The following is a 14,062-nucleotide window of genomic DNA, read 5'->3' as shown; positions in this document are numbered from 1 at the left end:
TAGGCGGTGCGGATGGGTCCCTTGAGGGAGACCTGGGCGCCGGTGGATTTGGTCCAGAGGATCGCGCCGCCCTGGTAATCCTGGTACTTGCCGCCGCCGGGGATGGTGACTTCGCCGCTGGTGGGGTAGCCGAGGGCACCGGATTCGAAGCCCTGTTTCTGGTAGGCGGTGCGGATGGGTCCCTTGAGGGAGACCTGGGCGCCGGTGGATTTGGTCCAGAGGATCGCGCCGCCCTGGTAATCCTGGTACTTGCCGCCGCCGGGGATGGTGACTTCGCCGCTGGTGGGGTAGCCGAGGGCACCGGATTCGAAGCCCTGTTTCTGGTAGGCGGTGCGGATGGGTCCCTTGAGGGAGACCTGGGCGCCGGTGGATTTGGTCCAGAGGATCGCGCCGCCCTGGTAATCCTGGTACTTGCCGCCGCCGGGGATGGTGACTTCGCCGCTGGTGGGGTAGCCGAGGGCACCGGATTCGAAGCCCTGGCTCTGGTAGGCGGTGCGGATGGGTCCCTTGAGGGAGACCTGGGCGCCGGTGGATTTGGTCCAGAGGATCGCGCCGCCCTGGTAATCCTGGTACTTGCCGCCGCCGGGGATGGTGACTTCGCCGCTGGTGGGGTAGCCGAGGGCACCGGATTCGAAGCCCTGGCTCTGGTAGGCGGTGCGGATGGGTCCATTGAGGGAAACCCGGGCACCGGTGGATTTGGTCCACAGAACCGCGCCGCCCTGGAAGTTCTGATACGCCCCCGAGTCCCGGATCCCGTAGACAACCGGGGAAGTGGCCGAGCCGAGTGCCGGGTTTGACGCGCGGGCGTCAGCAATCGCACCGGATGCCGTGTCTCCCGTAATCGTGATGGAGGCCGAGGACGCGCTGACTGAATTGATCCGTACTTGGGTTCCGGTGTGCGTCGTAAAGGTCTGCCCCGCCTGCCACGCATGGTTGCTGTTGTAATAACCGGCGAAGGGTCGGGTGGAGGGCGGAATGATGAGGGAGAAAATGGACCACGTGTTGACTGCGTCAGCCTTAACGATTTTGACGCCGCGGTTTCCGGACGGTCCCCACTGGAGGTACTGGTCGTAGCCGGCCGGTTGGCGCAGTTCCAGGTAGTAGACCTCACCGGATAAGGGATCGGTGAACCTGACCGCACGGTTCGCGCCCGTTCCTCCCCAGGGCCGGAGGGTGAACGTCCTGGAACCGGTTATCCGGCCGGCGTTCAATACCTCGTTGCCGGCACCGAACCTGCCCACATCCCAGAAGTAGGAATTAATCACCGGCTGGTTGTACTGGGCTGAGCCCATCAGATCCGTGGTGTCGCCATATTCACGGCTGCTGCAGGCTCCGTCGCTCCAGCGCCCATTCGCGGCCCGGCTGACGTCTGACCTCCCGTTGGTGCACTGCAGGCTGTTGGCATGCAGCAGCCCGAGTACATGCCCCACCTCGTGGGTGACAACGTTGTTGGTGAAAGCGGACGGAGCGGGCATCAGAATCCGGCCCGCAGTACCGCCGACGGTCCAGCCGCCTCCGAGAATCCCGCCGTAGCCGCCGGATTTCAGATCCGCAGTCGGCACGAACACCACCAGTGCGGTGTAGGGGTTATCCACCCACTTCAGCTCACGGGCAATCTTGTTCATCATGGTGGCGTAATCGTCGTTGGCGTATGCCGAGGCACTGTAGTGCACCTTCTCCGACGCGATCGACATGGACAGCCGGTTATTGGACATGGCCTGCCAATAGGAACTGGCACTTGAAATAGAGTTCCTCGCGGCAGCCAAATCCACCAGGCTCCCGTTGCCGTGCACCGTGGCCCGGACGAGAGTCACCTTGATGTTTCCGGCCCTGGCCACTGCCGAGAGCATGCTGGCCGGACCCTCCGCGCTACGGGCAGACGGTGTGTGCTCATTCTCCCCGGATTCAACGGCAGGGTGAACGCTTCCGTCCGCTTCGGTAATCAAGGGGGAGTCTGGGCCGGGAACGACGTGGCCCTCACCGACGGGAACATATTCGTACCCGTCATCCTCCGCTTCGCCGGAACTCTCGGCGGACTCTGACGGGACGGCCGCTTCCACCGGAGGAAGGGAAACCTCAGGTGAGGGCAGAACCGTCGCTTCGGGGATTGCCTCCGGCTCGCTGACCGCAGAGGGCAGGGACTGCAGCGGCGCTGACTGATCCTCCGCAGGCACCGGATCGCTTCCCGGCTCCTCGGCCACCGGGGAGACCGACGGCTGTACCGGCTCCTCCGCAGCCGCGGCCGGCGGTACCAGGCTGCCGAGGGTGAGCGCGGACAGCAGTGCCGCAAGAAGGGCGAGTTTTCCGGTTTTCATGGCGGTCCTTGCCTAGCGTGTTGACTCCGGTTCCGGGGGCGGCAGCGTGGCCGGAACCCTCCAACGAAGGCGGTGCCGGGTTGAGCCCGGTCCCAGCGAAACTACCTGCACTCTCTGTTATCGGCAGCCATCGCGTCGGTGTTACCGGTTTGGAGCGCACTGTGGCAAAAAAGCTAGGCTTGATGTGGCAGTGCCTCTCACGACCTTCCAATGAACGGAACACCAATGCGCGTCCACATCGCTACCGACCATGCCGGACTCGAGCTCTCAGCTCACCTGCAGGAACACCTCGCCGCCAAGGGCTACGAAGTCGTAGACCACGGGCCCCGGGAGTATGACGCGGAAGACGATTACCCGGCGTTCTGCATTAATGCGGCGGCCGCCGTCGTCGTTGACCAGGAATCCGGAGTCAGCGCGCTGGGGATCGTCCTGGGCGGTTCCGGCAACGGCGAACAGATTGCAGCCAATAAGGTCCGGGGCGTCCGGGCCGCACTTGCCTGGAACCTGGACACTGCGCGGCTGGCCCGCCAGCACAACGACGCCAATGTTGTAGCCGTGGGCGGCCGCCAGCATTCCCTGGCGGAGGCAACGGAAATCATTGACGCCTTCCTGGAAGAGCCCTTCAGCGAGGCCGAACGGCACATCCGCCGCATCGCCCAGATCGCTGAGTACGAAGTTACCGGCGCCATCGCGGCAAGCTGATGCCCGAAGGCCATTCCATCCACCGCCTCGCCCGGCAATTCACCTCGGTGTTTGCCGGGCAGCGGCTGTCCGTCTCCAGCCCGCAGGGCAGGTTCGCTGCCGGTGCGGCGCAGCTGGACGGGCAGACTCTCGTGGGTGCCGCCGCCCACGGAAAACAGCTGTTCCTGGAATTCGACAATGAGCTTTTCCTGCGGATCCATCTGGGGCTCTACGGTGCGTTCGACTTCGGCGGCGATGAGACATTCCGCGGCGCTTCCAGTATCGGTGCCCCGCGCCGGGTGGGGGAGCGGGAAATAGCGGACGACGGCGAGGCGGCCTACGCGGGCCCGCCCCCGCCCAAGGGTGCCGTCCGGGTCCGCCTGGTCTCCAACCACGGCTGGGCGGACCTCCGCGGCCCGACCGCCTGCGAGGTTATTACACCGGGGGAGCAGCGGGCCATCCTGGCGAAGCTGGGGCCGGACCCGCTGCAGCCGGAGGCCGATCCGGAAGAGTTCGTGCGGCGCCTGAATGCGCGGTCCTCTCCCGTCGGCCTGCTGCTCATGAACCAGGAGGTGCTGGCCGGCGTCGGCAACGTCTATCGGGCTGAAGTGCTTTTCCGCCGCCAGGTCTCACCATGGCGGGCCGGGAAGGCGCTGGACAGGGACCAGACGCTTCAGCTGTGGAACGACGTCGTGTCCGTTATGGCGGACGGCGTTGCTGCCGGACGGATTATTACAACCCTTCCGGAACACCGCAACGATGCCTCCACACCGGTTCCCACCGCCGAAGCCCACTACGTGTACAAGCGCCAGGGACTGCCGTGCCGGATCTGCGGTACGGAGATTGCCGTGACTGACATGGCCGCCCGGAAACTCTACTGGTGTGCTTCCTGCCAGGACCGATAGGCCGGACACACAGAAAGTCCCGGACCACCTCTGAGCTATTACTCATAGAGGTGGTCCGGGACCTTTGGTGGTTTTTCCGCGGAGGGGATGACGGGAATCGAACCCGCGTAATCAGTTTGGAAGACTGAGGCTCTACCATTGAGCTACATCCCCGGCGCCGTAAGGCAGGATCTACGTTAGCACGGCTTTTCGGCGGATGAATAATCGGTGGCATCACCACCGGTATCAGGCGTTATTCAGGGGTTCGTCATCCCGGAATTGTGCATCGGACTTGTAATGCCGGTAGGCTGTCAGGTGCACTGACGGGGTGTAGCTCAGCTTGGAAGAGCGCCTGCTTTGGGAGCAGGAAGTCGCAGGTTCAAATCCTGTCACCCCGACTCTGTATAAACGACGGTGCAGATCAACCCCAGACCCCTCAGGAGAACTAACGCTGTGAAGAGCGCTGTAGAAAACCTCACACCCACGCGGGTAAAGCTCAACGTTGAAGTTCCGCTTGAGGAACTGAAGCCGAGCATCGACGAGGCCTACAAGACCATCGCCACCCAGGTGCAGGTGCCGGGCTTCCGCAAGGGCAAGGTCCCCAACCAGCTCATCGATCAGCGCGTTGGCCGTGGCTACGTCCTGGAAACCGCCATCAATGACGGCCTCAACGGCTTCTACCAGGCAGCGGTACAGGAAACGGGCATCCGCCCGCTCAGCCGCCCCGAGGTGGAAATCAGCGAAGTGCCGGATCCCACGTCCAACGAGGGTCAGCTGGTCTTCAACGTCGAGCTGGACATCCGCCCTGAGATCGAGCTCCCGGACTACGCCGGCATCGAGGTCACCGTCGAGGCCGCAGAAGCCGGCGACGCCGACGTTGAGAAGGCACTTGATGAACTGCGCGGCCGCTTCGGCACGCTGAAGTCCGTTGACCGTCCCGCCGCCGAGAACGACTTCCTCACCATGGACCTGGTTGCCAAGGTTGACGGCGAAGAGGTTGATTCCGCCGCGGACCTGTCCTACCAGGTTGGCGCCGGCACCATGCTCGAAGGCATGGACGAGGCCGTTACCGGTCTGTCCACCGGTGAGTCCGCGACCTTCAACACCAAGCTCGCCGGCGGCGAGCATGCAGGGTCCGACGCCGAGGTCACCGTCACCGTCAAGGCCGTCAAGGAGCGCGAACTTCCGGAAGCCAACGACGATTTCGCCCAGCTTGCCAGCGAATTCGACACCATCGCTGAACTCCGCGAAGACCTCGCCAAGCGCGCCGCTGAATCCAAGGTGATGGAGCAGGGCGTTGAAGCCCGCGACAAGGTCCTCGAGAAGCTTCTGGAAATGATCGAGGTTCCGGTTCCGGAGTCAGTCGTCGAAGAGCAGCTCGAGCAGCACTTCAACTCCGAATCGGCCCACACGGCCGGCGAGGACCACGACACCGAAGAGCACCGTGCCGAGATCCGCGAGAACACGGAGCAGGCATTCAAGAACGAAATCATCCTTGACGCTGTTGCGGACAAGGAAGAGGTCGGAGTCAACCAGAACGAACTCATCGACTACATCGTGTCCATGGCCAGCCAGTACGGCATGGATCCGAACCAGTTCGCCCAGCTGATCGATCAGGGTGGCCAGGTTCCGATGATGGTTGGCGAAGTCCGCCGCCGCAAGGCACTTGCCAAGGTGCTGGAACTGGCTAAGGTCACCGACACCACCGGTGCCGAGGTGGACCTCAGCGCGTTCGTACGCCCGGAAGGCGAAGAAGAGGCAGCCGGCGCTGCTGATTCCGCCGATGAGGCCGCAGAAGAGACCACCGAGGACAAGGCCTAGCCTTTCCCCGCCCGGCATGTCCGGGCACAACGCGCCGCAGCCGTTTGGTTGCGGCGCTTTGTGCTTTAAGCCGCAGGCGGGTGCGGTGCTGCCGACGGTCCTCCAGCCGCGGCGGCCACCGTGCGCCGTCAGCGAACAGCGGACGTAACGGGAGCAAAAGCCGCGCTGGAGAGGTTAGTGTCCAAGGAGAGATAAACGGCGGAGACCGGTCCGGTGCACAGCGGGCCCGTTTACCGCCAGAGCGAGAGGTCACTCAGTATGGCAAATGCACCCAGCACACCCACTATGGCTACTGTGGACCCGGCCAGCCGGGATGACTACATCTACAACCGGCTGCTGAAGGAACGGATCATCTGGCTCGGCTCGGAAGTCCGGGACGACAACGCCAATGCAATCTGCTCCCAGCTCCTGCTCCTCTCCGCAGAGGATCCCGAAAAGGACATCTTCCTCTACATCAACTCTCCCGGTGGTTCGGTGACCGCCGGCATGGCGATCTACGACACGATGCAGTTCATCCCCAACGACGTCGTCACCGTGGCCACCGGCCTGGCTGCCTCGATGGGGCAGTTCCTCCTCTCTTCCGGCACCAAGGGGAAGCGCTACGCCACCCCGCACGCCCGCATCCTGATGCACCAGCCCTCCGGCGGCATCGGCGGCACCGCCTCTGACATCCGCATCCAGGCCGAGCTGATCCTGCACATGAAGCAGGTTATGGCCGAGCTGACGGCGGAGCAGACCGGCCAGAGCGTCGAAACCATCCTGAAGGATAACGACCGTGACAAGTGGTTCACCGCAGAAGAAGGCCTTGCATACGGCTTCTTCGACAAGATTTCGGCTCACGCCGGCGGCGTCACCGGCGGCGGCGGAACCAACCAGGACCAGGACGGCGAGCAGGAATAACCTGCCGCTTCAGTCCAGCGCACCTCAGACTTCAGGAGTAAAGCAATGAACCACAATTTTGGAACCCCGGGCAGCGTGGCCGCGCAGATGCCGTCCAGCCGCTATGTGCTGCCGCAGTTTGAAGAACGCACGCCTTACGGCTTCAAGCGCCAGGACCCGTACACCAAGCTCTTCGAGGACCGCATCATCTTCCTCGGCGTCCAGGTTGACGACGCGTCGGCGGACGATGTTATGGCCCAGCTGCTGGTTCTGGAATCCACGGATCCGGACCGGGACATCACCCTGTACATCAACTCACCCGGCGGATCGTTCACGGCCATGACGGCTATTTACGACACCATGCAGTACATCCGCCCGGAGATCCAGACCGTCTGCCTGGGTCAGGCCGCCAGCGCGGCCGCCGTCCTGCTCGCTGCCGGTACGCCTGGCAAGCGGCTGGCGCTTCCGAACGCACGCGTGCTCATCCACCAGCCGGCGCTTGGCGGCGGAGAGCGTGGACAGGCCTCAGACCTGGAGATCCAGGCCGCCGAGGTTATGCGCATGCGTACCTGGCTGGAAGACACCCTGGCCCTGCACTCGAACAAAACGTCCGAGGAAGTGAACCGGGACATCGAGCGGGACAAGATCCTCACCGCTGCCGGTGCCCTGGAATACGGACTGATCGACCAGGTGCTGGATTCGCGGAAGATCAAGACCCCGGCAATCAACAAGGGCTAATGAGGTTCCGCCGCTCCTTCGACCTCTCTGCCGGTCGGAGCAGCGGCACTCACCCCGGACTGCACCGCTTACCCCGGGCTGCACCACTTACCCCGGACTGCACTGAGGAAGCCCGTGGCGCGGAAAAACCGCACCACGGGCTTCCGGGTTGCTGAATACCTCATCCAAGTGTCCTAGAGTGGAACATGGTCGACTGGCACGCTTTTCCTTCCGGCACGTCATTCGTACGAGAACCGCTGATGAAGGACCATCTAAAGGGGACAGAATTATGGCTCGCATTGGTGAGAGCGCAGATCTGCTCAAGTGCTCTTTCTGCGGAAAGAGCCAGAAGCAGGTGCGCAAGCTCATCGCCGGCCCCGGCGTTTATATCTGCGATGAGTGCATCGAACTCTGTAACGAGATCATCGAGGAAGAGCTTTCCGAAGTCGCTGAGGGCGACTCCTTTGTTCTGCCCAAGCCCCGCGAGATTTTCGACTCGCTGCAGGAATACGTCATTGGCCAGGAACCGGCCAAACGTTCCCTCGCCGTCGCCGTGTACAACCACTACAAGCGCATCCAGTCCGGTCACGCCAGCCGCGGGCCCGGCAACCTTGCCGACACCGTAGGCACCGAAGATGTGGAAATCGGTAAATCGAACATCCTCCTGATCGGCCCGACCGGGTGCGGTAAGACCTATCTGGCCCAGACCCTGGCCCGCCGCCTGAACGTCCCGTTCGCCGTCGCCGATGCCACCGCGCTGACCGAAGCAGGCTACGTCGGCGAGGACGTGGAGAACATCCTGCTCAAGCTGATCCAGGCCGCAGACTACGACGTCAAGAAGGCTGAGCAGGGGATCATTTACATCGACGAGATCGACAAGATTTCGCGGAAGAGTGAAAACCCCTCCATCACCCGGGACGTTTCCGGTGAGGGCGTGCAGCAGGCGCTGCTGAAAATCTTGGAAGGAACCGTTGCTTCCGTTCCGCCGCAGGGCGGGCGCAAGCATCCGCATCAGGAGTTCATCCAGATCGATACAACGAATGTGCTCTTCATCGTTGCCGGTGCCTTCGCCGGCCTGGAGGAAATCATTGGTTCCCGTTCCGGGCGCAAGGGAATCGGCTTTGGCGCGCCGCTGAACGAAACCAGTAAGGGCACCGATTCCTACGCGGACGTTATGCCGGAAGACCTGCTGAAGTTCGGCCTCATCCCGGAATTCATTGGCCGGCTGCCCGTGATCACCACCGTCTCCAACCTGGACCGGGCCGCGTTGATCCGGATCCTCACGGAGCCCAAAAACTCCCTGGTCAAGCAGTTCCAAAAGATGTTCCAGCTGGACGGCATCGAACTGGCATTTGACCCTGAAGCGCTGGAAGCCATCGCGGACCAGGCACTCGAGCGGGGCACCGGAGCCCGTGGACTGCGCGCCATCCTCGAAGAGGTGCTCCTGCCCGTTATGTTCGATCTGCCCAGCCGTGAGGACATTGCCCGGGTTGTCATCAGCCGTGAAGCCGTGACCGAGAAGGCCGAACCTACCCTGATATCGCACGACGTGATTGTTAAACGGCGCAACAAGTCCGCCTAGCTCCGCCGCGCATCAAAGACCCTGTACGACCATTTCTAGGAGTGACCCCGTGCCTGAAAACACTGCCACAGCCGATTTCTGGTTCGATCCGACCTGCCCGTTTGCGTGGGTAACCTCCCGCTGGATGGGGGAGGTCGAGCTGGTGCGAGATGTTCGTACCAACTGGCATGTGATGAGCCTGGCCGTCCTCAACGAGGGACGCGACCTGCCCCCGGCTTACCGGGAACGCGTTGACCGTGCCTGGGGTCCAGTGCGCGTGATCACTGCGGCTGCGGAACTGCACGGCACGGAGTACATCAAGAAGCTCTACGACGCGATGGGCACCCGGATCCACGACCAGGGCATCACGGACTATCAGGAAGTGATTACCAAGTCCCTGGCCGAAGTGGACCTGCCCGCAGACCTGGCCTCGTTCGCTGACAGCGACCAGTACGATACCCAGCTCCGCGCCTCACATCAGGAAGCGATCGACAAGGTGGGCGACGACGTCGGAACCCCCGTGGTTGCGTTCAACGGCACCGCGTTCTTCGGCCCGGTCCTCACCCGCATCCCGCGCGGAGAGGAAGCAGGCAAGATGTTCGACGGAGCCCTGCTGCTGGCCTCCAACCCGCACTTCTTCGAAATCAAGCGCAGCCGGACTGAGGCGCCCGCCTTCGAATAATCGAAGGGCGGGCTGCCCGTCGCTGAACAGGAACAAGGGAGGGCCCGGGCCCTCCCTTGACTGTTTTTCTGCCTCCCTCACGGGGCCTGGCGGGTTCCCTCCCGGATGATCTCCGCCATCCGGGTGAAGCCCAAACGTTCTGCGTTCTCCAGCGCTGTCCGTCCCTGCGGGTCCCTGATATTTGGGTCGGCTCCGGCCGCCAGTAGCTGACCCAGGACATCCTGCTGGCGGGCGCCACCGTCGTTGAGCAGGATGGCTTCCTGCATGGCTGTCCAGCCCAGGTTGTTGACGTGGTTTACCGGCACACCGGCAGCGATGAGGATCCGCACAGTCTCGGTATGGCCGTGTTCACTGGCAGGAATCAGCGCGGTCCCGCCGTAGCGGTTGGTGCTGGTCACGTCTGCTCCGGCCGCGAGGGTCAGCTGCAGTACTTCGTTGAAGCCCTCCGCTCCGGCGTAAAGGAATGCTGAGTCCTGCAGGGAATCCTTGGCGTTAACGTCCGCGCCCGCGCTGATGAGCTCGGCGGACCGGGCGGCGTCGTTAGCCTTGGCCGCCAGGATGAGCTCCGCGTCCAGCGCGGCCTGCTGCTCGGGGGACAGAGCCGCCACGGACGGCGAAGCCGGCGGCGGTCCGGCTGGTGCTGGGGCGGGCGGCACGGGTTCGGTCGGCGCTGGTGAGGCCTCCGGTGTTGGTTCGGGTGCTGCGGATGCGTTTTCTTCCACTTCCTGCGTCCCGGCGGATCCCGGCTGCGATGAGCGAGGTTCCGGCGTGCCCTGGCTGCAGGCCGAAACCGCGATCAGTAACGTGAGCACGGCGCCGCAGCACAGGATGAACGTCCGGATGTTCCTGCTGAAGGACATAACGCTCCTACTTCTCGATGCTGTTCGCGCCGGCGGCAGCCCCGGCGATGGTTTCGGCTCCGGCTGCCGCGCAGGATTCATCCAGCATGCCATCCGGGGCACCTCCCACGCCTATTCCGGCAACGGAAACCCCGTCAACCTTCAACGGCACTCCGCCGGCCAGGAACAGCGTCCCTGGCAGGTCGGCGATGCCGGGACCGCTGCCGGTCACCCGCTGTGACAGCTCGCTGGTCGGTGCTCCGAAGGCGGCGGCCGTGTAGGCCTTCTGCTGGGCGGCTTCGATGGTGTGTTCAGCGGCGTTGTCCCCGCGGAGGAGGGCCTGCACCGTGCCGAAACGGTCAACCAGCGCCACAGTCACGAACGGCAGGTTGTCGCTCACGCACCTGCTTAGTGCTGCCTGAACCGCGGCTGCTGAGGCCGTGGCGGTGATGCGGTTCTGGGCAACCGTCGTCTCCGGAGCCGGCTGAATATCGACTACGGACACCGCTGCCGCCGCCATGGGTGCTGAGCCCGTGCCGGCGGCCGTGACAGGGGTGTCCACCGCGTTCACTGCCGCCGTCAGTGCTCCAGTCAGCAACAACGCCCCGGCGACGGCGGTGGTGGTGATCTTGGCTGATTTGTTCACGGGTTCTCCTTCAGAGGCTGTGCCGCCCGCAGCGGAATCGCCCGGGCTCTGGTTCCATAATTCCCGGCGGCGGAGCGGGGGACATCGGGCCTTAGCCTGCCGTTGCCTCCGCCAAACAGCCGGCCATGTCAGCCAAAAGGCTGAGGAAGGTCCGGCAGTGTGGGCAATAGGATGAAAAAGAGCACTTCGTCCACCGGAACCGGAACCTATGCCTTCGTCTACAGCCGCCCCGCGGCAGCCCGCAGCTGCCACCTCCATCCCCGGAACCGGTACCCTCGGCCGGATCGACGCCGTCGTGCATCTGGGGTTTGCCGTGCTGCTGGTGGCGTCCGCGGTCCGTTATGTGATGCGGCACAGCCCGGCAGACAATGTGGGGGTGCTGGTGCTTGCCGCGGCTGCCTGCGGGCTCTATGCCCTGATCGCGGTGCTGGCACGGCGGCGCCGGCCGTGGGCCCTCTGGCTGTTTGTCCTGGTGGGACTCTGGGCGCTGCTGGTGGTGGCGGCCCCGAGCTTCACCTGGGGTTCCTTCGCGGTATTCTTCCTGTGCCGAACGGCTTTTACCGGATGGGTCTCCTATGTCACCGGCGGTGCGACGGCGGCAGCAACGGCCGCCGGACTGTTCCGGCTCAGCGGCGGCAGTGACGTTGCCATGCTCCTGGGTCCGCTGGTGGTGGGCGTTATGCTGACGCTCATCTACGACCGCATTGAGCACGACGCCGCCGAGCAGCGCCGGCTGCACGCGGCAGTCTCCCAGGCGCAGGCCAGGCTTGCCGCCACGGAGCGCCGGGCCGGGAGCATTGAAGAACGTGCACGGGTGTCACGCGAAATCCACGATACGGTGACGCAGGGCCTGGCGAGCAGCCTCCTGCTTCTTGAAGCCGCCCACCGGTCCTGGCCCGAGCCGGCGGCCCGCGCAGAGGTGCGCAGCGCCAGCGACATGCTGCGCCAAAACCTTGCCGACACCCGCAGCCTGGTCCATGAACTCGCGTCCCCCGGGCTGGAGAGTGCGTCCCTTTCGGACGCCCTGCACAAAGCAGCTTCGCAGTATGTGCCATCGGTCCGGCTGTGTGTCACCGGTGAACCCCGGGAGGTTGCTGCCGACGTCCGGCACACCCTGCTGCGGATGGTGCAAAGTGCCGCTGCCAATACTGCGCTGCATGCCTCCGCGGCCAGCGCCACGCTCACCCTGGGGTTCCTGCCCGAAACCGTCACGCTCGATTTCCATGACGACGGCGCGGGCTTCGATCCGGAGTCGGTGCCGCCTCCGTCCGACGCCGGAGGTTACGGACTGCGGGCAATGCGGCAGCGGGTGGAACAGCTGGGCGGCGACTTTTCGCTGGAAAGCAGTCCGGGGGCGGGAACCGTCGTCGCTGCTGCCCTTCCCTCCGGGATCACTCGATGAACCCGATTACCGTGCTGCTTGTGGATGATCATCTGGTGGTCCGCAGCGGCCTGACGGCGCTGCTGGCAACGCAGCCTGACCTGAAAGTGGTGGCCGGGGCTGCAACGGGGGAGGAAGCCCTTGCTCAGGTGGAAAAGCACTCCCCTGCGGTGGTCATCATGGACCTCGCAATGGGTGCCGGAATGGACGGAATCGAAGCCATCCGGCAACTGCGCCGGCGCAACAGTGCCCAGGCAATTATTGTCTTCACCACGTATGACTCCGATGCCGACATTGTCCGTGCCGTGGACGCCGGAGCCATGGGCTACCTGCTCAAGGACGCCTCACCTGAAGAGATTTTTGCGGCCGTGAGGGGTGCTGTGCAGGGCCGGAGCATCATGAGCCCACCGGTGGCTTCGCGGCTGTTCCAGCAGCTGCGCAACCCGGAAGCGGTGCTGACCCCGCGCGAGGCAGAACTGCTGAGTCTGCTCACCGAGGGGCTCAGTAACCGGGACCTGGGCCGGCGCCTGTCCATCTCCGAAGCCACCGTGAAGACGCACCTGGCGCACATTTACGCGAAACTGGGGGTCGAGACCCGGGCAGCAGCGATCTCCACCGCCATCCGCCGGGAGGGCATGCGCTGACCTCCCTCCCGGCGGACTGTGTCCGGAGCCCTGCCCCGCGGCGTTGTACTGGCTAGTTGTACTGCCTAAGGGGCGGCTTAGCCGGCGAGGGCTGCCAGCGCCGGGTAGGAGGACTGCGCGCCCGGCAGCGTCGCAGCCAGCGCCCCGGCCCGGGCGGCAAACCCGGCCGCGGCGGGCAGGGAGTCGCCGGCCGCGAGCCGGGCGGCGGTCGCCGCCGTGAACGCATCGCCGCAGCCGGTGGTGTCCACCGCGGTCACCCGGGTGGGGGCAACCGGCACGATGCGGTCTTCACCGGAAGCCGTGCCGTCCAGGACAACGGCGCCGTCCCCGCCCAGGGTGATGACAGCGCGGTCAATGCCCAGGCGCGCAAAAGCCCCGATGACCGCCTCCCAATCAGCGGCAGGATCGGCCACGCCGCTGACCTGCGCGGCTTCATGTGCATTGACCAGGAGCACATCGGTGAGCGCCAGCAGCGCGGCCGGGACCTCACGGTACGGCGAGAGGTTCAGCAGCACGGTGGCGCCGGCGTCGTGCCCTGCCTGTGCCGCGGCAGCCACTGTCTCCAGCGGAACTTCCAGGCTCAGACAGAGCACGGCTGCGTCGTCGAACAGGTCAGCCGGAAGGTCGCTGCCGCGGAGCGTTCCGTTGGCTCCGGGGGAAACAATGATGGTGTTTTCCCCGGCAGCATCCACCACGATCATGGCCGTGCCCGTTGCGGTGTCCGCACGGCGCAGCACGCGGGAGGCGTCCACGCCGGCGTCGGCCGCCGCCTTGAGCAACAGATCCCCGTGTCCATCGGCCCCGACAGCCCCGAAGAGCCGTACGCCGGCGCCCAGGATGGCGGCTGCGGCCGCCTGATTCGCGCTCTTGCCGCCGGGGACAATAACCAGTTCCGAGCCATTGAGCGTCTCCCCGGGGGAGGGGAAACGCTCGGTGCGGACCGTCAGGTCAGCGTTCAGTGAGCCGACAACTACAACTTTTCCGGCGGACATGCGCAGGACTCTCCTTTGTG

12 protein-coding genes, 2 tRNA genes and 1 pseudogene are annotated in these 14,062 nt (G+C 64.6%); 10 read left to right on the top strand and 5 right to left on the bottom strand.

The window, feature by feature from the left end:
• A pseudogene (locus H9639_RS03630) lies at positions 1–2,315 on the bottom strand (zinc-dependent metalloprotease family protein); the annotation flags it as partial.
• Between the two features lie 225 nt (positions 2,316–2,540).
• On the opposite strand from H9639_RS03630, the gene H9639_RS03625 reads away from it, so the two are divergent.
• Positions 2,541–3,017: a ribose-5-phosphate isomerase gene (locus H9639_RS03625; protein WP_191806900.1), complete on the top strand. Its 477-nt coding sequence runs from the start codon at positions 2,541–2,543 to the stop codon at positions 3,015–3,017.
• Entirely contained in the window at positions 3,017–3,901 is an 885-nt protein-coding gene (locus H9639_RS03620) for an Fpg/Nei family DNA glycosylase (RefSeq protein WP_191806720.1), read from the top strand. Before H9639_RS03625 ends, H9639_RS03620 begins: the two co-directional genes overlap by 1 nt.
• Positions 3,902–3,983: 82 nt before the next feature.
• Here the strand turns inward: H9639_RS03620 and H9639_RS03615 are convergent.
• Positions 3,984–4,054: transfer RNA gene (locus H9639_RS03615), tRNA-Gly, on the bottom strand.
• A gap of 150 nt (positions 4,055–4,204) precedes the next feature.
• Between H9639_RS03615 and H9639_RS03610 the strand changes: the two genes are divergently transcribed.
• The 6 genes from H9639_RS03610 (at position 4,205) to H9639_RS03585 (ending at position 9,540) form a co-directional block, all read left to right on the top strand.
• Positions 4,205–4,278: transfer RNA gene (locus H9639_RS03610), tRNA-Pro, on the top strand.
• Positions 4,279–4,333: 55 nt separating this feature from the next.
• The gene (gene tig / locus H9639_RS03605) at positions 4,334–5,701 is read left to right on the top strand and encodes a trigger factor (protein WP_191806719.1); all 1,368 of its coding nucleotides are present in this window, start codon (positions 4,334–4,336) and stop codon (positions 5,699–5,701) included.
• A 285-nt stretch (positions 5,702–5,986) separates the two neighbouring features.
• Positions 5,987–6,601 (top strand): ATP-dependent Clp protease proteolytic subunit, encoded by a 615-nt coding sequence (locus H9639_RS03600; protein WP_191806718.1) that lies wholly within the window; start codon positions 5,987–5,989, stop codon positions 6,599–6,601.
• Between the two features lie 45 nt (positions 6,602–6,646).
• The gene (locus tag H9639_RS03595; protein ID WP_191806717.1) at positions 6,647–7,318 is read left to right on the top strand and encodes an ATP-dependent Clp protease proteolytic subunit; all 672 of its coding nucleotides are present in this window, start codon (positions 6,647–6,649) and stop codon (positions 7,316–7,318) included.
• 268 nt (positions 7,319–7,586) lie between these two features.
• Positions 7,587–8,879, top strand: a complete 1,293-nt coding sequence (gene clpX, locus H9639_RS03590) for an ATP-dependent Clp protease ATP-binding subunit ClpX (RefSeq protein ID WP_191806716.1) — start codon at positions 7,587–7,589, stop codon at positions 8,877–8,879.
• Between the two features lie 49 nt (positions 8,880–8,928).
• Positions 8,929–9,540 carry a mycothiol-dependent nitroreductase Rv2466c family protein gene (locus H9639_RS03585; RefSeq protein ID WP_191806715.1) on the top strand — a complete coding sequence of 204 codons (612 nt, stop codon included), beginning with the start codon at positions 8,929–8,931 and terminating at the stop codon, positions 9,538–9,540.
• Between the two features lie 77 nt (positions 9,541–9,617).
• Here the strand turns inward: H9639_RS03585 and H9639_RS03580 are convergent, their stop codons facing one another.
• Together H9639_RS03580 and H9639_RS03575 are read right to left on the bottom strand one after the other, a co-directional pair.
• A complete protein-coding gene (locus H9639_RS03580) occupies positions 9,618–10,400 on the bottom strand; it encodes an ankyrin repeat domain-containing protein (protein WP_225219088.1) in 783 nt (260 codons plus the stop codon).
• Positions 10,401–10,407: 7 nt separating this feature from the next.
• The gene (locus H9639_RS03575; RefSeq protein ID WP_191806714.1) at positions 10,408–11,025 is read right to left on the bottom strand and encodes a GlcG/HbpS family heme-binding protein; all 618 of its coding nucleotides are present in this window, start codon (positions 11,023–11,025) and stop codon (positions 10,408–10,410) included.
• A gap of 208 nt (positions 11,026–11,233) precedes the next feature.
• Between H9639_RS03575 and H9639_RS03570 the strand changes: the two genes are divergently transcribed.
• Positions 11,234–12,427, top strand: coding sequence for a sensor histidine kinase (locus tag H9639_RS03570; protein ID WP_191806713.1), 1,194 nt, complete (start codon positions 11,234–11,236; stop codon positions 12,425–12,427).
• The gene (locus H9639_RS03565) at positions 12,424–13,050 is read left to right on the top strand and encodes a response regulator (RefSeq protein ID WP_191806712.1); all 627 of its coding nucleotides are present in this window, start codon (positions 12,424–12,426) and stop codon (positions 13,048–13,050) included. Before H9639_RS03570 ends, H9639_RS03565 begins: the two co-directional genes overlap by 4 nt.
• 77 nt (positions 13,051–13,127) lie before the next feature.
• Here the strand turns inward: H9639_RS03565 and H9639_RS03560 are convergent, their stop codons facing one another.
• Positions 13,128–14,042, bottom strand: coding sequence for a ribokinase (locus tag H9639_RS03560; protein WP_191806711.1), 915 nt, complete (start codon positions 14,040–14,042; stop codon positions 13,128–13,130).
• Positions 14,043–14,062: the final 20 nt, after the last annotated feature.

It is taken from the genome of Arthrobacter gallicola (assembly GCF_014836775.1).
GTDB lineage: Bacteria > Actinomycetota > Actinomycetes > Actinomycetales > Micrococcaceae > Arthrobacter_B > Arthrobacter_B gallicola.
The sequence above is the reverse complement of the archived record's forward strand: the minus strand, read 5'-3'. Positions and strand labels throughout refer to the sequence as shown.